This is a genomic window from Rhodococcus sp. BP-241 (assembly GCF_019836145.1).
Lineage (GTDB): Bacteria > Actinomycetota > Actinomycetes > Mycobacteriales > Mycobacteriaceae > Rhodococcoides.
The window spans coordinates 260,567-283,663 of sequence record NZ_JABUEI010000006.1; the positions used below are offsets into that span (position 1 = coordinate 260,567).

16 protein-coding genes are annotated in these 23,097 nt (G+C 63.8%); 10 read left to right on the forward strand and 6 right to left on the reverse strand.

The annotated features are described in order from the left end of the window. Positions 1 to 576 (forward strand): hypothetical protein, encoded by a 576-nt coding sequence (locus tag HQ308_RS14860; RefSeq protein WP_222646938.1) that lies wholly within the window; start codon positions 1 to 3, stop codon positions 574 to 576. A gap of 3 nt (positions 577 to 579) precedes the next feature. Here HQ308_RS14860 and HQ308_RS14865 read toward each other — a convergent pair whose 3' ends face one another. Both HQ308_RS14865 and HQ308_RS14870 read right to left on the reverse strand, forming a co-directional pair. Then, on the reverse strand, positions 580 to 948 hold the full coding sequence (locus HQ308_RS14865; protein WP_222646939.1) for an Lsr2 family protein: 369 nt from the start codon (positions 946 to 948) through the stop codon (positions 580 to 582). Positions 949 to 1,172: 224 nt separating this feature from the next. Beyond that, the gene (locus tag HQ308_RS14870; RefSeq protein WP_222646941.1) at positions 1,173 to 1,892 is read right to left on the reverse strand and encodes a hypothetical protein; all 720 of its coding nucleotides are present in this window, start codon (positions 1,890 to 1,892) and stop codon (positions 1,173 to 1,175) included. A gap of 375 nt (positions 1,893 to 2,267) precedes the next feature. Between HQ308_RS14870 and HQ308_RS14875 the strand changes: the two genes are divergently transcribed. Continuing rightward, a complete protein-coding gene (locus HQ308_RS14875) occupies positions 2,268 to 2,957 on the forward strand; it encodes an NYN domain-containing protein (protein ID WP_222646942.1) in 690 nt (229 codons plus the stop codon). A 5-nt stretch (positions 2,958 to 2,962) separates the two neighbouring features. Beyond that, the gene (locus tag HQ308_RS14880; RefSeq protein ID WP_222646943.1) at positions 2,963 to 3,814 is read left to right on the forward strand and encodes a hypothetical protein; all 852 of its coding nucleotides are present in this window, start codon (positions 2,963 to 2,965) and stop codon (positions 3,812 to 3,814) included. Between the two features lie 57 nt (positions 3,815 to 3,871). Here HQ308_RS14880 and HQ308_RS14885 read toward each other — a convergent pair whose 3' ends face one another. From HQ308_RS14885 to HQ308_RS14895, 3 genes are read right to left on the reverse strand one after another with little or no spacing between them, the layout of a single operon-like run. Then, complete coding sequence (locus tag HQ308_RS14885) at positions 3,872 to 7,015, reverse strand: type I restriction endonuclease subunit R (RefSeq protein WP_222646944.1); 3,144 nt, start codon at positions 7,013 to 7,015, stop codon at positions 3,872 to 3,874. A gap of 3 nt (positions 7,016 to 7,018) precedes the next feature. Beyond that, positions 7,019 to 8,347, reverse strand: a complete 1,329-nt coding sequence (locus HQ308_RS14890; protein ID WP_261776158.1) for a restriction endonuclease subunit S — start codon at positions 8,345 to 8,347, stop codon at positions 7,019 to 7,021. 2 nt (positions 8,348 to 8,349) lie between these two features. Then, positions 8,350 to 10,320: a class I SAM-dependent DNA methyltransferase gene (locus HQ308_RS14895; RefSeq protein WP_222646978.1), complete on the reverse strand. Its 1,971-nt coding sequence runs from the start codon at positions 10,318 to 10,320 to the stop codon at positions 8,350 to 8,352. A 149-nt stretch (positions 10,321 to 10,469) separates the two neighbouring features. On the opposite strand from HQ308_RS14895, the gene HQ308_RS14900 reads away from it, so the two are divergent. After that, positions 10,470 to 10,736: a DUF2716 domain-containing protein gene (locus tag HQ308_RS14900; RefSeq protein WP_222646946.1), complete on the forward strand. Its 267-nt coding sequence runs from the start codon at positions 10,470 to 10,472 to the stop codon at positions 10,734 to 10,736. A gap of 287 nt (positions 10,737 to 11,023) precedes the next feature. Here HQ308_RS14900 and HQ308_RS14905 read toward each other — a convergent pair whose 3' ends face one another. Continuing rightward, positions 11,024 to 11,194, reverse strand: a complete 171-nt coding sequence (locus tag HQ308_RS14905; RefSeq protein WP_222646947.1) for a hypothetical protein — start codon at positions 11,192 to 11,194, stop codon at positions 11,024 to 11,026. Between the two features lie 617 nt (positions 11,195 to 11,811). On the opposite strand from HQ308_RS14905, the gene HQ308_RS14910 reads away from it, so the two are divergent. The 6 genes from HQ308_RS14910 (at position 11,812) to HQ308_RS14935 (ending at position 23,068) form a co-directional block, all read left to right on the forward strand. Beyond that, positions 11,812 to 12,456: a hypothetical protein gene (locus tag HQ308_RS14910; protein ID WP_222646948.1), complete on the forward strand. Its 645-nt coding sequence runs from the start codon at positions 11,812 to 11,814 to the stop codon at positions 12,454 to 12,456. Next, positions 12,456 to 14,354: a type IV secretory system conjugative DNA transfer family protein gene (locus HQ308_RS14915; protein WP_222646950.1), complete on the forward strand. Its 1,899-nt coding sequence runs from the start codon at positions 12,456 to 12,458 to the stop codon at positions 14,352 to 14,354. Before HQ308_RS14910 ends, HQ308_RS14915 begins: the two co-directional genes overlap by 1 nt. Then, entirely contained in the window at positions 14,351 to 14,764 is a 414-nt protein-coding gene (locus HQ308_RS14920) for a DUF4913 domain-containing protein (protein ID WP_222646951.1), read from the forward strand. Before HQ308_RS14915 ends, HQ308_RS14920 begins: the two co-directional genes overlap by 4 nt. Before the next feature lie 187 nt (positions 14,765 to 14,951). Further along, positions 14,952 to 15,614, forward strand: coding sequence for a hypothetical protein (locus HQ308_RS14925; RefSeq protein WP_222646952.1), 663 nt, complete (start codon positions 14,952 to 14,954; stop codon positions 15,612 to 15,614). A 257-nt stretch (positions 15,615 to 15,871) separates the two neighbouring features. Further along, on the forward strand, positions 15,872 to 21,814 hold the full coding sequence (locus HQ308_RS14930; RefSeq protein ID WP_222646953.1) for a helicase-related protein: 5,943 nt from the start codon (positions 15,872 to 15,874) through the stop codon (positions 21,812 to 21,814). A gap of 498 nt (positions 21,815 to 22,312) precedes the next feature. Next, positions 22,313 to 23,068 (forward strand): DUF6338 family protein, encoded by a 756-nt coding sequence (locus HQ308_RS14935; protein ID WP_222646954.1) that lies wholly within the window; start codon positions 22,313 to 22,315, stop codon positions 23,066 to 23,068. Positions 23,069 to 23,097: the final 29 nt, after the last annotated feature.

The following is a 23,097-nucleotide window of genomic DNA, read 5'->3' on the forward strand; positions in this document are numbered from 1 at the left end:
GTGTTCGACACCCACCACCGCCGAGGCCCCATCGCCACCACCGTGCTCGCCGCCCTGGCCGTCGTTCTGATCGTCGCCGTCGGCACCGCCGTCGCGCTGTGGGTCACCGGCGACGCCGACGACACCCCCGCTGACGGTGGCACCGACGCCGGATTCACCATCGACCCCGTCGGCACCGACCCGGTCGACGTCGCCACCGTCGTCATGGCCGGCGTGTTCACCTGGCAACCAGCAGTGCAGGACTCGACCTGGGACGCCCTGCACACCCAGACCGGGCACCTCACCGGCCCGATAGCCACCGCCGCCGCACAACCGCCCTCACCGGCCCCGAAACCCATCTCCGAGTGGGCGGCGTGGGCACGCAGCGGCGACACCCTCACCGCCGTCGTGCGGCCCGACGGGGACACGGCCGTCGACGGCGACACCGCCACAGTGCCAATCACCATTGCGCAAACCGTGCAGCACCAGTCCGGGCAGGCCACCCCGTACACCACCTACACCGCCACCATCACCCTGACCGACGACGCGGGCGAGTGGAAGGTCAGCAACTACCGGATCACCAGCAGCAGCCTGTGAGGGCTAGTGGGCGGCGTCGAATGCGGCGATGATGGAGGCGGGTATCCGGCCTCGGTCACTGACATCGTGGCCGTTCGAGTTTGCCCATTCTCGGATTGCTCGGGTTTGTGCGGGGTCTCGCCTCGCTGGCGCGGTTTCCGTACCTGCTGAAATTTCAGTGCTGGGAGTGGTACGACGCTTACGTCCGCCGACACGCTCCGCGTGTTCGATGTAGTAGTCGAGTTTGCGGTGAAATTCGCTGGCGTTCTTGTCTTTGAGATCGATCGAGTAGTCGACGCCGTTGACGGAGAATTCGATGGTCTCCCCGGTTCCCTCCGCGATGCCATTACCGTCGATGTCGTCGGTCAGTTCCACAATCATGCGTTTTGCCACAGTCTGAACCTTAGGCGTGACTGAGTGAATATGGACAGCTTGTGCCCTCGGGAGTCTCACCTAGCCGTGGGTAGGCGAGGTCAACAACGCACGCGTCGTTAGCGGGAACGTCGAGTTCGAGGGCGCTCGTCACTCGGTTTCGTTGATGTTCCTGACCGCGGCGGGAGCCGACCGGGTCCGGATGTCACCTGGTCGTGGAATTGGTCGTAGTTGCACGGGATTGGTCATGGGTGCGTCCGTTCGACACCGGGGGAGGGGTCGGCGGGGACTGCTCCGTCGTCCCGCATCAAGCGAAAGATGCGTTCTTCCACTTCGACTGGTGTGTGATCGGTCGCCGCGCCCCACGCCGTGAGGTGATCCAGGTAGACGCGGTAGTCGATGGTGTATCCCGCCCGGATGCGGACTCCTGCGTGCTTGCGCATCCAGTTGATGACAAGGGCGTCGAGGATGGGTGCGGCGAGCGGGGATGTCGGATTGCCTCGTGCGGTGACGAAGTACAGCCACTTCGTGAAGAACGCCGGGCCCAGGCCCCTGACAGGCGAGGCATGGGTCAGGAATCTGTAGCCGAGCACCGCATCACCGTCCTGCGCGACGCTGACGGATCGGGTGAGCTTTTCGATTACGCCTTCGGAGAGCGGCGAACTGGCGGGTGCGGTGGAGTCGGTGAGGATGCGCGCTGTGCGGTAGGGCCCGTACCCGGAGGATCCGTGTCCCCAGATCATCGCGACGACAAAGGCTCCCGCGACGTTGTCGGCGAGCAGCTCGTCAATCCGCCGGGCAGCGAGGGCACGATCGAGCTCCGACGGGAGCGTTTCCAGCACGTCGGACACTCCATCGAGGTGGCCCACCCATTTCGACCACCGCGCCGCGGGGTACCGGAACGCTTTCTGCGGCGCGAATGGACGGTGAAGCAGGTCGTCCAGATCGGCCGGCACACGGGACATCGATGTGTCATCGTCGAGACGCTGGTCCATCCAGCCAACCTACGTGTGACCGGGTTCGAGCAACTGCCATATCCTCCGGCCCGCTTTCAGGCGAGCCCTCGACGTCGCTCCCTCCGCCATTCGTCTCCAGTGTCCTCCTCGGCCCCGCCTATCGACGCAACCTACTCAAGGGTTTGTTGTCGCTGTGTCAAACCTACATAAAATAGCCTCGCAACGTAATTGATGTATTCATTTCTTGTCTAGCTAGCAGGTTATTGCTGCCATTATAAAAATTCGCAATACCAATAGATACCGAATACCGTATGTGCAGCTCAGAGTGCATATTCGCCGTGCCCGAAACTCGTTCTTGACATCCCCCCAGTGCGGGTGTAGACAATGGCCACGACGAACACTCAGCGTGTTTACCGTAATTCAATTTACAATTCCTATCAGGAGGAAACAATGTCACTTTCACCTATGAGCCACAGCGTTCGCGCCGAGAACTTGATTGCCCCCGAGAGGGTCCATGTGGTCATCGACGGGGCGAACATCCTGTACTCGATGAAGGAAATGCAGGGGTGGGGAGCCGAGAGCACCCGCGACCTCGAAGTGGGGAGGCTGGCCGAGGTCATTGTCGGCAAGCGCCGTCGCCCCTCGGTTCTCACGAGTGTCACGGTGGCGATCGGGGTGTGCGACCGGTCGGTGGACCGCTACCGGCACGACCAGGAGATGGCGATGGTCACGCGGTGGCGGCGAGATCGGCGGGTCCGAGTCGACACACGCCCACTTCGGTACGACGCACGCACCGGAACCAACAAAGAGAAGGGCATCGACACCATGGTCACCCTGAACTTCATGCAGGCGCACCTCTCCGGCAAGAACAACGCCGTCGTGCTGGCTACCGGGGACAGTGACCTCACACCGGCGCTCGAGTGGGCGCTTGAGCGCAAGGATCAGACGCACACCGAGGTGGCACGATGGGAATGCCAACGCGGTGGCCCATGGGTGCCGAACCGTGGCCTGTGGTGCCACTATCTGGACCGCGCCGACTTCTTGCGCTGCACCACCCCACGTCAGGGGCGGTGAGAGCAATGACCGGCCTCAGGCCCACCCGACCCGCGATCGCTGCCGCCGTCCGCGACTACCACCGCGCCTTTCCTGTGAGCGAGAAGTGCTCCGATCTCATGCGGGCGCGGATGGTGTCGGCGTTCGCATCGACCGTCCTCGCCCGCCTCGACGTCGAGTGCCGCGACGCCGTGCCCGACGTGCCCGGCCGAGACGACGAGGCTTGGTTCGTCGGGTACGAGTACTTCCTTGCCGTCGCCGTGTACCGCACACAGCAGGTGCTGACCACAGTTCTCGACGCGATGCACCTGCACGGCCGCGGCAGCATCATGTCTGCATGGCCGGTCCTGCGCAGCGCCGACCAAATGAACGACCACCTGCAGCTCTACGCCACCGCCCCCACGACTCAGACCCACCTGCAGCAGGCCCACGCCGAGATCGAGGCGTGGAATGCACTGGGCGATGCAAGCTGGGACTACGGAATCCCGCTCGCCGACATCGCGTTCGACCATCTTCCCCCTGTCCGGAACCAGCCGGCCGTGATGTCGCCCAATCCTGATGGTGAGGCCCGAACTGGAAACACGCGGACGCTACTGGACGCCGCCGCGGCCGTGGCCGTGACGAATCTCGGTAGGCGCGAACTCGGCGACGACCCGAGCCCGCTTCACCCGGACACCACCTGCAGCACGGCGGAACGCACGCTCGGTGAGCTACAGGCCGCACTGTCGATCGACATCACCGAGTCCGCCGCCACCACCGCGGTAAGGGTCCTACGCCCTGGCGTCGGCACGGACGCCGCCACTCAAGACCTTCGCTCCGACGTCGCCTGTGCCGCAGATTACCTGCGGCACGAGCTGGGCATCACGGTCACCCGGTAGGTGCCGGGTACGACCACCCCGGGTTGACTCGGACTCGACCGATAAGGGCTCTCGATGTCAAAACGGAGGCGCCTGAACTCGATCACTGCTCTGAGACGCGCCCTGGAATGCACGGTAGATCTCGGGCAGCAGCCCGTCGAGCAGAGCTTGAGCAATGCTCTCGCTCGACAGGATCTGCCCCGACAGATCCTCGGAAGCCTTCATGGACTCGATCACTGCGCCGGTGAATACGGTCTTGATGTCCGGGCTCGCCGAGAATTGCGCCAGCGAGTTCGCCCGCGCCTGTTCTTGCAGCGTCTCGCTCTCGGTCAGCTTGTCCCGGATGTGGGTTACCACGGCTCTGGCGTCCGCCTCGGTGTGCTCGCCGGAGAAGAGGTCGTTGATCTTGGCGATGATCTCCTCCAACCGCACCAGCTCGGGATCGCGCACGACGCCGCTGCCGGCCTCGCGCATCGGATCGACAGTGGCGTCCCCGGTCAGCTTCGCTGCGGCGGTGGCTTGTTTGTGCTGGTCGATGTAATCGAACTGGACTGTCGACAGGTCGATCTCGTGGTTGATCTGCTCGCTCGTGATCGTCGGGGCAAGATGCTTGAGGAACCGTGATCGGGCTTCGAGCTGAGGGTCTTCGTAATCGACGATCTGGGACAGGAAGTCGTAGAGCTTGATGTAGGTCGAGACGTCCTTGCGGAACATGTCCAGCTCGTCGCGTGCAGTCTGATCGTTGTTGCCGGCTGCCTGATTCTCGCCGTCGCGGAACCGTTGCTTGGCCGGGGTGATCCACCGGGTCAAGGCATTGTTTCCCTTAGTTGCCACGAACGCATCCGCGAAGCCGGTGACCTCGCTGTCGGCGTAGATCGCGGCCATGTCCAGTTTGCTGGCCAGGGTGTGAATGATGTTCGGGTCGGTCACCCCGGACAGGGTGGTGGCTTCGTAGTACGGCTCGAACGCGTCGACGATGTCCTTCGGATCGTTGGCGAAATCGAGGACGAACGTCTGATCCTTTTTCGGTGGCAGTGTTCGATTCAACCGGGACAGCGTCTGCACCGCCGCCACACCGGAGAGCTTCTTGTCCACGTACATCGCCACCAGCAGCGGCTGATCGAACCCGGTCTGGAACTTGTTCGCCACCAACATCACCTGGTAGTCATCGGTGTCGAACGCGTCGCGCAGATCCCGGCCCTTGAGCCCCGGGTTCATCGACGTTTCGGTCAGCTTGTCCGGCCCGGACTCGGCGTCGATGACCTCCCCGGAAAAGGCGACCAGTGCGGCCACGTCGGTATAGCCGTGCTCGGCGACGTACTTGTCGAAAGCAACCTTGTACCGGACAGCAGCTTTGCGGGAGGAAGTGACCACCATCGCCTTGGCCTTACCGTCGAGACGCCAGGCGATATTGGCCCGGAAGTGCTCGACGATGATCTGTACCTTCTGGGAGATGTTGGTCGGGTGCAGCTTCACCCAATTCATCACCGAGCTGATCGCGGCGGACTTGTCGACCAGGTTCTGGTCCGCCGGCCCGTCGGTCTTGACCGCGACGGTCCCGCCTGTGCGGTCGGTATCGCTCTCGTACGCCCGGCCGTTGTGGGTGAGACGGAACGCAGTCTTGTATGGGGTGTAGTTGGTGAGCACATCGAGGATGAAGCCCTCCTCGATAGCCTGCTGCATCGAGTACAAGTGAAACGGAGTCGGTAGCCCGTCCGGGCCGGGCCGGCCGAACAGCTCCAGTGTTTTGCCCTTCGGGGTGGCCGTGAACGCGAAAAACGAGACGTTGGGTGTCGACGCCCTCGCGGTCATCTGCGCAGCCATGACGTCCTCGGCATCGATGCTGCCGCCGTCGGCCAGATCGGCCAGATCGCCCGGGGAGAGCACGTCCTTGAGTCGCTTCGATGCTTCGCCGGCCTGGGAAGAGTGCGCTTCGTCGGCGATGATCGCGAACGACCGTGATGCCAGTTCGGCGCGGTCGGCGATCGCCTCCAGCGCATAGGGGAATGTCTGGATGGTGACGATGATGATCGGTGTCCGTGCCGCGAGGGCATCGGCGAGCAGCTGCGATTTCGAGCCGCCGAGCCCGTCGATGTGGGCGACGACGCCGTGCACCTTGTCGATCTGCTTGATCGCCTCCTGCAGCTGCGAGTCGAGGACGGTGCGGTCGGTGACGACGATGACCGAGTCGAACACCTTCTCGTCGGCAATGTTGTGCAGCCCCGACAGCCGGTGCGCCAGCCACGATATGGAGTTGGTCTTGCCGGATCCTGCTGAATGCTGGATCAGATACTTGTGGCCCGGCCCCTCGGCGCGAGCGGCCTCGACGAGGCGGGTAACGACCTCCCACTGGTGATACCGCGGAAACAGCATCGTCTTCTTGCGCGACTTCTTTCCCGTGATCGGGTCGACGCTGTCGCGAATCTCCAAATGCATGAACCGGCCGAGGATGTCCAGCCACGTGTCGCGCTGCAGAATTGTCTCCCACAGGTACGCGGTGGGGGAGCCTTCGGGGTTCGCCCGGTTGCCTTTGTGATGCTGGTTGCCGCGGTTGAACGGCAGGAACACCGTGTTCGGCCCGGCGAGCTTGGTGGTCATCTCCACCTCGCTGTTGGAGACCGCGAAGTGCACCAATGCGCGTGATCCGAAGGCAAGGAGGGGCTCGCCCTTCGGCAACCTGTTGCGTTTGTACTGCAGGACCGCGTCGGTAACGTTCTGGGTGAAGTCGGTTTTGAGTTCTGCGGTGGCGACGGGCAGTCCGTTGACGAAGAACACCAGATCGATGCTGTTGTTGCAGCTCGTCGAGTAGTGCACCTGTCGCATCACCCGCAGCCGCACTTTTGCGTACTTCTCGGCAGCGGTCGCGTTCAGTGCGCTGTTCGGTGAGAACTGGCACATCGAAAACTGGGCATTGATGTGCTTGAACCCCCGCCGAAGCACCGACAGGGTGCCGCCATCCTTGACCGGATCAGCGTCGAGAGTCTTAGCCAACGCCTTCAACGCACCCTGCTTTGCAGTCTGCAGCTGCGAAGCAGTCATACCTGGTTTGAGGTGCTTTGCGAGCTGCTCAGGCTGGGTTTCTGCGAGCCAGCCGAATACATCGTCGGGGAACAACGCCAGCTCGCGGTCGTAACCCGAATCGTTGGTCGAATACAACCAACCGTGAGCGGCGAGATGCTCACAGATCTCCCGCTCGAACTCAATCTCATTGTGCTGAGCCATTTACTACGCAGCCTCTCGAACGTCGATTTTGCCGGTAACCACAGCGCTTATCAGCGCCGACTGGTACTCGCGCAATGTGGAGATCATCTCAGTGGCCTTGTCGATCAGCGCGTCAATCTTGCCAACTGCGACCTCCAACAATGAGGCAATCTGGCGTTGTTCGTTAAACGGCGGGACAGCGACATGCAAGTTTCCGAGCGTACCCATACCGAGATTCTGCTGTGTACCGTATGTCCAGCTTAAGGCAATCGCCCGCTGAAACGGGTCGGATCTGATGAAGTTGAGTACGAAGAATGGGTCGTGCTGATCGGTGGGCCGAATTGCTGCAAGCGGTGACCAAATGTCGAAGACCTTCTCATCGGTGACGATCGCGGCAACCCCTGTAGTTGCACCTGACTTGATTACGAAAATATCGTGCAACCGGGGCGAATACTTTGCCGAGTATCTGAGGTGGTCTGAGTGGGAGATGAACCCACGGCGCTTGTCGAATATTACTTTGCCTGTCGACACCGCCTCTGCAGAGATGAACTCGATTCCTTCATCTAAAAACTCTGGCGTTTCATGTGGCCCATCTGTGATTGGCTGAGCTAAGAGTCGCTTTAGCGGCAACGTTATCCAATGAGCCGGAACCGCTCCAAGCCACTCGACACCGGAGTCTTTCATTTCAGTTTCAGGGTTCAGACCTTTGGTGACAGCGTGTGCAATGGTGGCGCTGCGATCCTCGCGCAAGGTGGCGATCAGCTGGTTTTGCTTGTCCATCAGAGCATGAATCTTGGTGGTTTCGCGGTCCAGAAAGTTGGCTATTGCGTCCTGCTCAGCCTCCTCCGGCAACGGGATAACAATACGTCCAAGTTGTTCCGATGACAGACTGGGAATAGTCGCATGATTGCTTAGCGTCGAAATATGCCCATTTCCGCTTAGGGTTTTTATCACGTAGTCGAGAAAACGGGTTGAATCCCCGCCCCTCGGTCGGACTCTCATGATGTGATTTTGAAATCCCCAACCGGTAAGATCCTCAGTAAGCACAGCGGATCGGCCGTACCCCGCGCCACCCTCGACCACAACAAGATCACCTCGGAGTAGGGTAAACGATTTCCGTTCGAGCGTGTCTAGATGAATGTGCTTTACCTCTGTCAAGTCTAATCCGCGCGGCTGTACGTTACCCGCGCGGAGGTACGGGAACATGTCTCCGTCAGTCACCGAAATGTTGCCGTTAAGCATCTTACCGAGCGAAATTTGGTAACGACGGTTTATCGGCTGCACGGACCAACTCGATGGAACGCGTCCGAGCCATCGCACACCTGAGTCTTTATAGACTGGATAGGCGGGCATGTTCACTTTCCGACCTCGGCGAGCAGTTCGGTAATGTCTTTCACAAGAATTTGGAGGTCCGCTTTAATGTCGGTCAGGTCGCGGGGCGGGATGTACTGGTAGAAGTGGCGCGTGAAGGGAATCTCGTAGCCGACTTTGGTCTTCTCGTGGTCGATCCACGCGTCCGGCACGTGCGGCAGGACCTCGCGGGCGAAGTACTCTTCGACGTCGTCGGTCAGCGGCACGTTTTCGGTGTCTCGGAGAGACGGGTCCGGTTCGGGCCTGCCTTTGGAGTCAGTACAGACGACCGCATTGCCGTCGTGTTCGCCTACTATCGACCAGACCGTCTTGACCAACGGTGCGCCGGGCTTTGTAATGCCGGCCTTGCGAAGCACGTTCCTCAGTTCGTTCGCGAAAGCGTCGCGGTCGCTCCACTCCCGACCGATCAGCGAAGTCAATGCTGCGCGAATCGCGGCCTGTTCCTCGCCCCTCAGCTTTTCGATTGATTTTTGAGCGAGCACTTCGTCGACCTTGCCCGCAGTGACTTCGAATCGCAGCTGCAGGGGGCGTTCTACCGTGATGGTCGAGTAGCCGAAGTCTGCACCGTTGAACACCTTGGACAGTGACGGCGCATCGGCGCTTCCTTGTTCATCGACTTGGTCGATGTACAGCTGGGCGATGGCTGCGATGTCGTCCGGTCGAAGCTCTTTACGCTTGGAGCCGAGCGATTTGCGCATTTTTCCAAACTTTGTCGCCCCATCGATCAACTGGACTTTGCCCTTGCGATCGGCGGGTTTGTCGTTGTCCAGGATCCAGATGTAAGTGCTGATAGGGGTGTTGAAAAACATGTCAACCGGAAGCGCGACGATCGCGTCGAGCAAGTCGTTCTCAATGATCCAGCGGCGAATATTTGATTCTCCCGACCCGGCCCCGCCTGAGAACAATGGCGAACCGTTGAGGACCATCGCCAACCGGCTGCCGCCGTCACGAGGTGCGCGCATCTTGGAGATCAGGTGCATCAAGAACAGTAAAGATCCGTCGGACACTCGGGGCAGGCCCGGCCCGAAGCGTCCGGCATGTCCTCGCTGGATATGCTCGTTGGTCACTGCTTTTTGTGCCGATTTCCATTCAACGCCGAAGGGTGGATTGGAAAGTAGGTAGTCGAAGGTGTTGCCGCCGTGTGCATCGTCGGTGAGGGTATTGCCGAGGTAGATGTTGTCGATGTCTTGGCCCTTGATGATCATATCGGACTTGCACATCGCGTAGGAGCGGGCGTTGATTTCTTGGCCGTACATGACGAGTCGGGCTTTGGGGTTCATGTCGTGCAGGTGCTCGTCGGCGACGGAAAGCATGCCGCCGGTGCCGGCTGCGGGGTCGTAGATAGTGCGGACGATGCCAGCTTTGGTTAGCACTTCATCATCGTTCTGAAAGAGCAGCTCGACCATCAACCGGATCACCTCACGTGGGGTGAAGTGGTCACCGGCTTGCGCGTTGTTCGACTCAGCGAACCTACGGATCAGTTCCTCGAAGATGTATCCCATGTCGTGGGCGGAGACGACGTTGGGGTGCAGGTCGACGTTCGCGAACTCTTTGACAATCAAGAATAGAAGGTTCTTCTTGTCCAAATCCGCAATCAACGAGTCCATACCGAAGCCGTCGAAGACATCCCCGACGTTTGAGGAGAAGCCCGCGATGTAGTCGACCAGATTGTCGGCCAACCCTTCCGGGTCTGCGACCAGCTTTCGGAAGTCCCACCTGGAAGTGTTGTAGAATGAATAACCGGTTTTCGCGGTCAAGAACGGCTTAAGCGCAACACCAGACTGCTTACGCCTACCGAACTCGGTGAGCACCTCCGCTTTGGTCGGGTCGAGGATGCAGTCCAATCGGCGCAAGATCGTCAGCGGCAGAATCACGTCCCCGTACTGGTTCGGTTGGAACGGTCCGCGCATCAAGTTCGCGATGCTCCAGATCAGGGCTGCGTTGGTCGTGGCCATCAGTTTTGCGGTCTCCTCGATCAAGCGGTTGCGTCGAAAGTACCCGCACATCTGCCTGAAATCGGGGACGGGGTAGTGCAAGGCTGGTGAGGGTGGTGTCGCTGGCCATGATCGCTGCCGGGTCGTCGACTCCGAAGGAGTGGTCGATCGTGACCAGGTTCTTCGGACACACGACTGCGGATTGGCCGACCATCGTCGAACCCACCGTATCGAGCACCTTCGACCTGAGTGCCGGTGTCACCACACCGACACGGGCCACGGCCAGGCTCGACCCGGTCAACGCCGAAGCGGTCCGCTGCTTCCTCGATGTCGCCGAGGCCACTGAACTCGTCGTACTGAACCGGCAACATCCGGGATACCGCCTCGACATCGCGGCACACGCGGCCGCCTCTGACCGCACTTGGGGAGTCCCCTAGTGTCCGACGGCGACTACTACATTTTTTCGCTTTACTCGACCTCAGCGAAGGAACCTTTAGGTACCTATTGGAACAGACGTTGTACGTGTTCGGGCCACGCCTAGTTAGAAACGCTCCGCGCAACCCTGTCGAGTTAGTTTCCGCGTCCATGTACGACCAGCACCCGACAACGATATTCATTGCCGATAATTGAGATTATGACATAATGCCTGATAGGCGCCTCGTGTCAGACCTGTAGTGAACACAGAAGCCCGCATCCATCAAGGGTGCGGGCTTCTGCGCTTCGTTCATCGGCTGCTGATCACCGCCCCGGCAAGCCCGAGCGTGGTCACGACGATCGCTGTGGTCATACCGGGAACCTGCACAGCCAGCGCTACGGCCGCGATCAGCGCCATAACGATCACCAATCGACCTGCGGGGGTTACCGGGCGTCGGTGCAACTCGCTACCCTCTGCCATGTGTCTCCTTTCGTGAGACTTCGTGTGGTCGGCACCGGGTGATCTGACTTGGAGGTTGGGTTCACCTGGTGCTGAACAAAAGCGTAGGGCGCGACGGTGACAGATACGGATCACTTATCGCCCACGGTGGGGCTCACGGGCAGGAACGGCTGGCGATCACCAGCGATGTACACGCTGAGCGAGTAGATTGCCGTTACCGAATCGGTACCGGAATTCGCAGGTCACCGACCTCACGACGCCAAGCGGAGCGGCCTGCCGCGACAATCTCAGGTCAACTTCTTGATTAACACCTCGATGATCTTCTCCTTGCCGAACACGCTGACGGCCTTGTCCCAGATGTGGCGGTTCGAGGAACCCTTGGAGCCCTGCGACGGTTGGACAGTCGAGCGGATGCGCGATGTCGCATCCGCTCGAAGGCCCGTCCACACATGAAACTGAGCCGCGCCGGGTCAGCAACACTTCACGGCAGCGGGTCGGGTGCCCTATGCTGATTCCTGTTCGACCGTCGATGAGGGTCACGGTCGAGCGTCCATCCAGCACGACCGTCGTTTCTGCGCGTTTGCATCGCACGGGACGACCGGATCGTGAGCTGGCCGACGCTCCCAGTGAGGCCCCTCATGTCGAACATTCGCAGTAGCAACTCGAACCACAATCGGATCGCCCGCGAGGCGTACGTGCGTGCCCGCGCCGCAGCCGTCGAGGCCGTGACCCGTCGCGGTCTCGACGAACGCACCACCCGCACCGAGCGCTCGCAACGGCGCGAACGGTCAGGTGCGTCCGCGCTCGCCCCGGCGGCCATGAACGTCTCGATCGGCAGGCTTGCCGCGTGCGCCGGCGCCGCAGCTGTGGTCTCCGCGACCGCCCGCGCAGAGATGGACACCGCACCGTCGGAGGACGCGCTGATGGCGTCGATGCGTGCAGACGCATACGAGTCGGCCTGGCACGAGCGACTCGTCGACTTCGGGGTCGACGTCGACGGCCTGCGTGCGGACTTCGACTCCGCGACCACCTTCACACCGGACCCCGACGGCAGCGCCGCGCTCGAGATGCTGCTCGCGGCGGAGTTCGAGACCGTCGCCGAGGACGCCCTCGACGCCGTCGTCGAACCGACATGGGAGCCGGTTTCCCGCGCCGAGCTGGCGGCTCCGCCTACCGGCTTGGCCGGGGCGGGTCAGTACCTCGACAACGGTGATGACGTCGCCGACATCGTCGAACGCAGCCGCACCTGGTCCCTGAACCTGGACGATGGGGTGGATCTGTGATGGCCAAGAACGCCGCGACCGCCCGCGGTGCGGGCACGCAGTCGTCGATGATCCCGCTGGTCGCAGTCTTGGCTTTGATCGCCGTCGTGTTGGTGTCCTACGGGTCACTGTGGGCAGGTCACGCCGCCGCCGGCACCGGGGCACTGGTGCCGGGCAATCCGGTCCAGGCGCTGATCGAGGTCGCGGCCGGTTCCCTCACGTGGCCGACTCTGTCCACGGTCGTCCTGGTCCTCGCCGCGGCGGCAGCATTCGCAGCGGTGCTCGGTGTTGCGGTGCTGCGCCGTGGGCGTGGGACCACGGCGGTCGACGGCAAGGCCAAGCTGATGGCCTCGCCGTCGGAGCTAACCGGCGTCACCGGCAACCAGGCCCGCACCCGCGCGCGCCAGCTCCGCCCCGACCTCGCCGCAAGAAAGACGCTGTCCGACAGCGACACCGGCGCCGTGGTGGGTCGCACCGTGCGCGGCCGGGAGAAGGTGTTCATGTCCTGGGAGGACATGCTGTTCGCCCTCGCCGGACCCCGCATGGGCAAGACGGCGGCGTTGGCGATCGACGCGCTCTGCGGGGCACCCGGGGCGGCATTGTTCACCTCGAACAAGCGCGACGGCCACGACCACACCCGCGGAGTCCGGGAGGAACTGGGCCGGGTGTGGCGCTACGACCTCCAGGCGATCGCCGAGGGGCCGGCCACCGGCGGTGACGGGTTCTGGTGGAATCCGCTGCGCTCGGTCGACTCCATCGTCAAAGCCCGCAAGCTCGCCTCCTACTTCGCCGCTGCGTCCCGCGACGACTCCGCCCGTGTCGACGCCTACTTCGACGGCGGCGCGCAGGAGCTGCTCGCGCAGATGATGTTCGCCGCCGCATCCGGCGGCGGCGACCTGCTGCACGTCTACGGGTGGCTCTCCGACGAGGAGAACGAACTCCCCCAGCGACTTTTGGAGCTGCACGGGGATCAGATCGTGGCGATGCGCCTGGAATCGGTGCGCGGATTGAACCCGCGCCAGCGCGACGGCCTGTACGACATGGCGCGCCGCTTCATCGGGCTGTTGGAGGAGAAGTCCTACGCGATGAGCGTGCTGCCCCCGACACGGGTGGATCTTTCCCACGGCGGCTACATCGACACCGCCATCGGCCGCACCGTGCGCTACCCGCACAGCCTCGACGAGTTCGTCGTCGAGGACTTCGTCGCCGGCACCGACACCCTCTACGCACTGTCGAAGGAAGGCCCCGACTCGTCCTCCGCGCTGACGACCGCGCTGATCGGGTCGATCATCGACGCCGCCCAACGCACCGCCCGGCTGAGCCCGTTCGGGCGGCTGCGGGTGCCGATGCTTGCTGTCCTCGACGAGGCCGCGAACGTGTGCCGCCTGCCGGAGTTGCCCGCTTGGTACTCACACCTCGGATCGCAGGGCATCTGCGTGATGACGGTGGTGCAGAACCTCTCTCAAGCCCAACGGGTGTGGGGGCAAGACGGAGTCAAGCAGCTCCTCGATGCCGCCAACTTCCTCTGGTACGGCGGCGGCCTCAAGGACAAGACCACCCTCTCCGAGCTGTCCGCGCTCGTCGGTGACCACGACGTCGAACGCTGGTCGAACTCGCGTAACGGCGGCATGTTCGCCTCCGGATCGACCTCACGGTCGCAGTCCTGGTCGAAGGAACCGATCCTCACCGTCGACGACCTCGCCGCGATCCCCAAAACACGAGCACTGGTACAGATCTCGGGCAACCGGCCGGTGCTGGTGGAAAAGGTCTACTGGTCCGACGGACCCAACGCCGACGGCATCCGCGCATCCCTCGCCCGATTCGGCGTCACCGACACCGACATCGACACCGGGACCGACTCGGACGACACCGTCGGCACGGGCACTGAGAAGACCGACGGCGTGGGGGCGTTTCTGTGAGCGTCGACGACAACACCGACGACGAGGCCGCCGCTGCCGAGCCGCCGGAACGCAAGTACTCCTCGATGTTCGAGTGGTTCGACCGCTGGTACTCCCCCACCATCGCCCGCCGACTGTCCGGGACAGCCGGCAAGAGCGGACGCATCTTCTGCCCACAGTGGTGGCGGCACGACGAGGTCGTCCGACGGCTGCGCGACCTATGGCTGGCGTGGGAAGGGGCCGAGGCGAGCGAGAACCCTGGTGCGCCGTCGGCATGGTGGGTGCACGACGCCGACCCGCACCTGCGCGTGCTGCTCGATCCGGAGAACGGGCCGATGTATCTGTGCAGCAAGGACAAACACACCGACACCAGGCCGCTGAGAGCGAGCTTGCTCCCGCCGCCGCCGGGGTGGTTCGACGGTCTCGACTGACCCGTCCCGATACCTGACACAAGCACCACATGGGCCCTGGTGGGTCCGGCTAGACCCACCAGGGCTGTAGCGGGCCGGAGATCGCGCTCCGGCCCGCCGACGACGATAACGGCCCCCACCGTGCACGGTGGCTGCGGCCGGTGACGTACCGCCGACTAGGAGCGCGATCTCGTGGCCAAGAAATCCGATGACAACCAGCTCGATATGTTCGCCGATGGAGAGGACAGTGACACCCATGATCGACCCGATAACGCAGGACGTGATGAAGCTCTACCTGGAGCACGTGGGGTTGCCGACGGAGTTGAGCCCGGAGGATCAGCAGGAGTTTCTCGAGCGGGAGAGCGAGCGGATCGCGGAGCGGATCGACAACATGAAGGTCCACATGCAGGACCAGGTGTTGACGCGGTACGTGCGGGAGAACGGGCACCCGGCTCCGTACCTGGAGCAGGTGGGTCTGATCAATCAGGCGTGGCAGCAGGCGACGGACTTCGTGATCAACGAGGAGATCTACAACCAGCTCCCAGAGGAGATGGAGGCGTACCCACCGGATCAGGAGAGCTCGGAAGCGGAAGCGGAGCGGGATCGAGCGCGGATTCAGGTCCACAGGAGCGACCCGGAACGCTGGCGGAATCCGCTGAACTGCGCGGACCCGGACAAGGAAGCGGGCGACCTGACGGAGCTTCTTTGGGAGGAGAGGCCGATGCACTTCCGCTACTTCGCAGCGCACCTGATCGCGGCGAGGATCGAGGACAGCCAGCCGTACCCGACGTCCCGTCAGCACCCGCTGTATCCATCGTTCACGAACCTGCTCGACGAGAGAGTGGCCGAACGCGCAGCAAGCGGAAAGTAAACCGCCGCAGCGAGAACGACGCCCAACTGGACCTCTTCGCGGTCGACGCCGACGGGGCCGCACCGATCGACCCGGCATCCACGGACGTCGGAGGGTCAGCGCTACCCACCCCACGCGACCCCGCCGAGCTCATCGCCGAAGCCGCCGCCTCGCCTTCCCCGGTTCCGGCCGTTGTCCCGACACCGCTCGCCGCGCCGACACCGGCCGAGCTGGTACGCGACGCCTACGGGCGACTGGCGCGGGAGGACGAGGCGTCGGTGCGGCTGGTGCGTATCCGCGCCGACCTCGCCGGCACCCTGACCGACGACCAGATCACCGACGCGCTGCTCGGGATGCGCCGCGACGGCGACATCTCCCTGATCCCGGAGGAGAACCAGAAAACACTCGAACGCGAGGATCACCCAGCCGCGGTGACGTTCGGGAACCAGAACCGGCACCTGCTGTCCATCGACGGCCGCCGCGTCGATCAACTCCTGAGCGCACCGCCGCAGGTGGCGCAGCGCGTCGAGGTCGCACCCGAACAGGTTACGTCGGAACCCGTTGCGGTGGAACAGGTTGCGAGCCTTGCTGAGGAGACGGTTGCCGCCCCGGTTGAGAGAGTGGAGACCGCCACCGTCGGCCCGATCACCACCGAATCCGATACCGCTGCGCCCGATCCGGTCGCAGCGGTGTGGAACGTCGAGCCTGTCGACTTGCGACCCGGTACCGAGGTGTTGGTGCCGTCCGGAACGAAGGCGCGGGTGCGGGCGAACATCGACGCTCTGCGCACGTTGGGCGCGATCACCGCGCAGGACCGCTACGCCACCGAGGCCGAACAGGCGGTGCTGGCACGCTGGTCGAGCTGGGGCGCGACCCCGCAGGTGTTCGACCCCCGACGGCCCGACTGGGCGACCGAACGCGAGCAGATTCGCGACCTCCTCGACGACACCGCGTGGGGGCAGGCGCAACGCACCATCCTCAACGCCCACTACACCGACCCGGCGATCGCGGCCGCGATGTGGAACGCCACGATCCGCGCCGGGTTCTCCGGCGGCCGGGTGCTCGAACCGGGTTGCGGCGCGGGCACGTTCATCGCCCACGCCCCGGCATCGGCGCAGATGGTCGGCGTCGAACTCGACGCCACCACCGCCTCGATCGCAGCGGCGCTGTCCCCGTCGGCGCAGATCCGCGCCGAAGGATTCGAGAAGACCAACGTCCCGCAGAACTCGTTCACCGCTGCGATCGGCAACGTGCCGTTCGGTGACTACCGGCTCTACGACCCGGTCCACAACCAGGCCAAGCACTCGATCCACAACCACTTCATCGTCAAATCGCTGGCACTGACCGCCCCCGGCGGGTACGTCACGGTCCTGACCTCCCGCTATACCCTCGACGCGCAGAACCAGCGGGCGCGACGCGACATCGCCGCCCTCGGCGACCTGGTCGGCGCGGTTCGGCTGCCGTCGAACGCGTTCCGGCGAGTCGCCGGGACGGAGGTCGTCACCGACATTCTCGTGCTTCGCCGCCGCGAGGACGGCAAGAAACCCGCTCCGCTGACCGACCGGTTCCTCGGCCTCGAGAACGCCACCGCCCTCGACGACGCCGGCGAGGACAAGGGCGTGCCGATCAACGCCGTCTACACCGACCACCCCGAGTGGGTGCTCGGCGAGCTGCGGGTCGGGCACGGCATGTACAACGAGGACACTCTGTCCGTCGCCGCCCGCGCCGGGGCCGACCTGCCGACGCTGGTCGAGGACACCCTCGCCGCGATCGTCGACACCGCGAAGGACGCGGGTCTCGGTCACACCGCTTCCTGGCGGGACACCCTCGGTCCCACCCGCGAGGACTTCGAGCGTGGCCTCCTCGCGGTCGGCCGCGCCCTGGACGACGAGCTGGCGGTGGGGACGCTGCGCCACGACGAACAAGCCGGAATCATCGAACGCTGGGACTCGCTGACCTGGGAGCCGGTGAACACCCGCGGTGCGAAGCAGGTTGCCGAATGGGGTCAGCTCCTCTCGTTGCGGGACACGACACACGCGCTCATCACCGCTCAGCGCGACGGCCGCACCAGCACCGGTCAGCGACAGGCGCTACGGGAGATCCTGGGCGAGCAGTACGACGCCTACGTCGCCCGCTACGGCGCGATCAACCGCTTCACCATGACTGTGCCCAAAGACCTCACCGACGCCCAGCATGAGAAGGCTCTGGACAAGCTGGTCGACACCTGGCGCAAGGATGAAGGCGTCGCCGGCGACCCCTACGCCGGGGAGATACCCGAAGACGTCTACGACAGACTCTCCGACGACGCGTGGATCAACCCCAAGTCGCCGACGAAGCTCCAGAGCCACCTCGGAAAGGCACTGCGCACCGATCCCACATTCGCACCCGTCCTCGCGTTGGAGCACTTCGACGACGAGACCCGGACGGCTCGCAAGGCGGCGATCTTCCACACCGATGTGCTGCACTCGCGCGAGCTCCGCAGCCGCGCCGACACCGTCGACGAGGCGATGGCCATCAGCCTCGACGAACAGGCCCGCCTGGATGTCGGACGGATCGCCGAGCTGCTCGGGACCACCCCCGAGCACGCCGAAACCGCGATGGAGGGCCGCGCGTTCCGCACCCTCAGCGACCCGACGCGGTGGGTGTCGGCGTCGAGCTACCTCTCGGGGAACGTGCGCCGCAAGCTCGCCGACGCCGAGGAGCTCGCCGCGCTGGACCCGCGCTATCAGGCCAACGCCGAGGCGCTGACCGCGGTGATCCCGCCGCGCAAGACCGACGTCGATGTCTCCCTCGGTGCCCCGTGGGTGCCGATCGAGGTCTACACCCAGTTCGTCCGAGAGACCTTCGAGGTGCCCGACAACGTGCAGGTCAAGATCGAGCGGGCGTCGGGACGGTGGTCGCTTTCCGTCGGCAGCTACGAGGGGATGCGCGATCAGAACCTGAAGTGGGCGCTGGTGCCCAAGAAAGGGCAGTGGTCGACGAGCTTCAACTTCGAGCACCGCCCTGCCGAGGACCGCGGCATCAGCAACGCTGGTATGCGCGCCGGCGACTACGACTGGCCGGAACTACTGACCGATCTGCTCAACAACGACCCCGTCGAGATCGCCAGCTCGAAGGAGTTCAAGGAATCCGCCGGCGCACCGGCGGTCCATGATGCGGCGACCCGCGCCGCGCAATCGAAGGCCCGACGGGTGGCGCAGGAGTTCGGTCAGTGGGCGCTGCACGCGGACGAGGAACGCCGCGAGCTGCTGCTCGACATCTACAACGACAAGTTCAACTCGCTCGTCGCACCCGTCCACTCGGGTGAGCACATGAGCTTCCCCGGCCTGGGTGAGAAGTACGCGCCGTATCCGTACCAGCGCAACGCCGCCGCCCGGATCGTCTCCGAGCCGACGGTGCTGCTCGATCATGTGGTCGGGGCCGGCAAGACCGGCACCATCCTCATGGGGGCGATGGAGCTCAAGCGCCTCGGGTTGGCCGACAAGCCGTGGATCGTGGTGCCCAACCACATCATCGACCAGGTCGTCCGCGAGGCCGGCCAGTGGTATCCCGGTGCGCGGATCCTCTCCGGGTCCGCGGCGACCGACGCCGACGGCCGCCGGCTGCTCGTCGCGCAGTCCGCGTCGCAGGACTGGGATTGCGTCATCGTGCCCCGCTCGGCGTTCTCCTCCATCGGCGTCGATCCCGGCACGAAAGCCGAGTACATGCGTACCCAGGTCGCAGCACTCGACGCGGAGCTCGAGAAAGTCGACAGCCGCGAGACCGGCAAACGCCTCGAAGCGATGAAGGCCAAGCTCGAGGAAAAGCTCGAAACCGCGCTCGAACAAGCCGGGAAAGACCGCGGACTGACGTTCGAGGCGTCGGGGTGCGACTACCTGTTCATCGACGAGGCCCACGAGTTCAAGAACCTCGCCCGCGCGTCCGGAGTGACCGAGCTCGCGAACGAGGGATCGCACCGGGCCACCGACATGGACCTCAAACTCAACTACCTGCGGGCGATGCGGCGCGAGGAAGCAATCACCAAAGGAATCCCGCCCGAGGAGTACACCGAGCGCGTGGCCACATTCGCCACCGGCACCCCGGTCGCGAACTCCCTCGCCGAGCTGTGGGTGATGCAGCACTACCTGCGCCCGGACCTGCTCGACGACGCCGGTGTCGGGCAGATCAACGACTGGGGATCGACGTTCACCGACACTGTCGAACGCGTCGAATTGAACTCGTCCGGATCGCGGCTGCGGGCCGTCACCCGGGTCGGTGAGTTCACCAACGTCGGCGATCTGATCGGCATGACCAGCGTCTACACCGACGCCGTGACACGCGATCAGGTGCCGGCGAACCTGCCGGTCAAGGACGGCGGCCGCAACACCGACGTCACGTTCACCCCGGCCCTGGAAGTGCAGGACTTCATCGCCGACCTCGGGTACCGCGCCGACAACGCCGACGTCAAACGGCCTGACCTCGACAACGCCCTCAAGGTCGCCAACGACGGCCGCAACGCCACCCTCGACCCCAGGGTGGCGCACCTGGACGCTGCTCCCCCGGCCAATTCTCGTGCCCACATCGTCGCCGAGCGGATCCTCGCCGTGCACAACGACACCCGTGAGAACACCTACCTCGACTCCGGTGGGGAACCGCACCCGACACCGGGGGCGTTGCAGATCGTGTTCTGCGACCGCTCCACCCCGAAAGCGGACGGTTCCTGGTCGATCTACGACGGCATCCGCGAGGAGCTGATCGCCGGCGGCATGGACCCCGCCGGAATCGCGTACGTCCACGACTACCCGAAGCCGTCGGAGAAGGCGCGACTGTTCGAGATGTGCCGCACCGGGCGGGTGTCGGTGGTGTTCGGGTCCACCGAGAAGATGGGGACCGGCACCAACATTCAGGATCGCGCCGTCGCGCTGCACCACGTCGACGTGCCGTGGCGACCGGCGGACCTGGAACAGCGCGAAGGTCGAATCATCCGGCAGGGCAACCAGAACGCCCACGTCAAGGTGTTCAACTACGTCGCGGAGAAGACGTTCGACACCGTCATGTGGCAGACGGTGCACCGCAAGGCGCACTTCATCGAACAGCTCAAGAAGGCCGACCGCACGATGCGCCGGGTGGTCGACCTCGACTCGGACTCCCTCGCGGAGAACTCGGCGATGACCAAAGCCCTCGCCACGGGCGATGATCGGTACATCCGGCAAATCGAACTGGACTCTCAACTCCAAGAGCTCCAATCCGAGGCCGACTCACACTTCGCCGAGCAACGCTCCATCGAACGCGATCGTGACCGACTACGCCGGGAGGTACCGCGAGCCCATGAGCGGGTCGCGCTGCTGGGAGAAGCCGCACCGATCCTGCAATCACGCCGCGACGCCGAACAGTGGCCCGGCATCACCGTGCGCGGCAGGTTCTACGGCCAGCGGAGCGAGGCCGCCGCAGCGATGGCGACTGCGTTGCAAGCCACCTACGCATCGCTCAAGGGCGAGGGGCTGACCAAGTCGGTCATCGTGGCGGAGATGAACGGGTACCCCATCGAAGCCCGACGACCCGCGCAGGACAACGCGCTCTACCTCTCGTTCTCCGGCCTCGGGTCGTCGACGAAAGTGATCGAGCCGTCGGTGCTGCATCCGCGGATCGGGGACGGTGACCGCAGCCAACACGCACTCGGTCTGCTCACCCGAGTGGAGAACATGGCCTACACCGTCGACAGCGACCTCCTCAGAGCCCAACGCGACCTCGACCGCGACGGACACCGCCTCGAAGCGCTGGAGCTGACGGAACTCTCCGACTTCCCCAAAGCCCGCCAGCTCAAGGACCTCTCCGACGAGGTCACCCGCATCCGGCGCGAGATCAAGGAATCCGAGACCAGCCCCGAAGCCATAGCGCGAAACGAGGCCCGAGCGGAACGCGCCGCAGCAAAAGGACGGGAAGAGGGCTGGTCGCTGATGCTCAACCCCACCCCCGCGCTCGTCGAAGACCTCGGCATGGAGACAGCGGACGACGTCCGCGCCATGATGCGACAAGCCGAACTCGACGCCGAGGTGCGCGCCGGCACCCGACCGAACAGTGCGCCGGACACCGACGTTGCAGACCCGGACCGCCCGCGCCGCGGATTATCGGATCCACCGGAATACCGAGGCCCCGATACGGGACGGACCGAAGGTGGATGGCGTAGCCCGCCACCGGACCCGGACGAGATTGGGCGAGGCACCGGGCCTGAACTGGAGTGATCCGGCCCCTGTGGATCAGCTGCCCCGAAGCTCAGAGGTACGGGGCAGCTGGTGGGATGACACGACGTCAGGGCGCGGTCCTAACGCACCGATAGATCATGCCCATTCGACGTTCCGCGAGAGGGCCTATGCTGGATCGCGTATCACCGGACGAGAGGTACCGCAATGGCAAAGAACGAGGACCGGGCCCAGGACTACCGGCCCGACTTGATCGAGCGCGGTGGTCAAATCATCACGTCGAAGCGGCGGCCGGTTGTGCGGACATACAAGGTTCCTCCAACGAGTAAGAAGTCGAACCAGAACCCGGGATCGGGCACCACTGGGCAGGGCCGTTGACATGCCGTCGCGTCGCCAGCCCGCACCCCAGCGAAGCAATGACAACTTCGGCCAGACAGTCGTATCTCGCCGGCGACCTGTAGTCAGGGAACCTTCAGTGCCGACGCAGGCCAACCCAGCACCTACAGCGCAACCGAAGGCTCGGAAGTCCACGTCTAGCAAATGAGTCTCCCCGATTCGTTTCTTGGGCTCGTTCTATTCGTCGTCCTTCTCGCTCCTGGTCTTGTCTCAGTGCAGACTGGACCACGAAACAAACCTATTGCTAAGCCGACCGCGCTGCGTGAGATTGCGGGCATTGTTTTCAGATCGCTCATAAGCCTCTCGGCCGCCAGCGCGGTGATGGCCGTCGTCCGCCATTGTCGTCCAAACAACACACCTGACGTTCGTCGTTTGATCAACGAGCCTGGAACGTACTTGCCCCCAAACTATGTGTCCGTGGTGGCCTGGGGTCTTGCAACCCTCGCCCTTGCTTGCTTGTTCGCGTGGTTATGGAGCACATTCGCGAATACCAAGACGTACCAGAATTGGTCAAAGTCAACATTGGCAACGAAGCTAAAGCCGAAGCACGTTATTGAAACCAGCCCCGCATGGTGGGTGATGTTCAAACCAGAAGAGTCCGAACAAAACGATTTCCGGGCAATGGCTGACATCACAGTCGACGGCGGCGTCGTCTTCAGCGGCGAGGTCTTCAGCTTCAGTCCGGAAGCCGATGAGCACGCCGATCGCGAACTGACGCTCATTGAGCCGATCTACAGAATGACACCTGCGCCAACGCCAAATCGCGGACGGTTTTCCTTCCGCTCGCAGCCCGATCCTGACCCGGAGAACGTGAAGCTCGACGCGTCGCTGTTCGGGATCAGCGCGCGCGAGATAAAGCACATTGCAGTTCGGTGGGAATCTGCATCAGCTAGCGAATAACGATGACGGAACCTGATCGTCCCGCACAC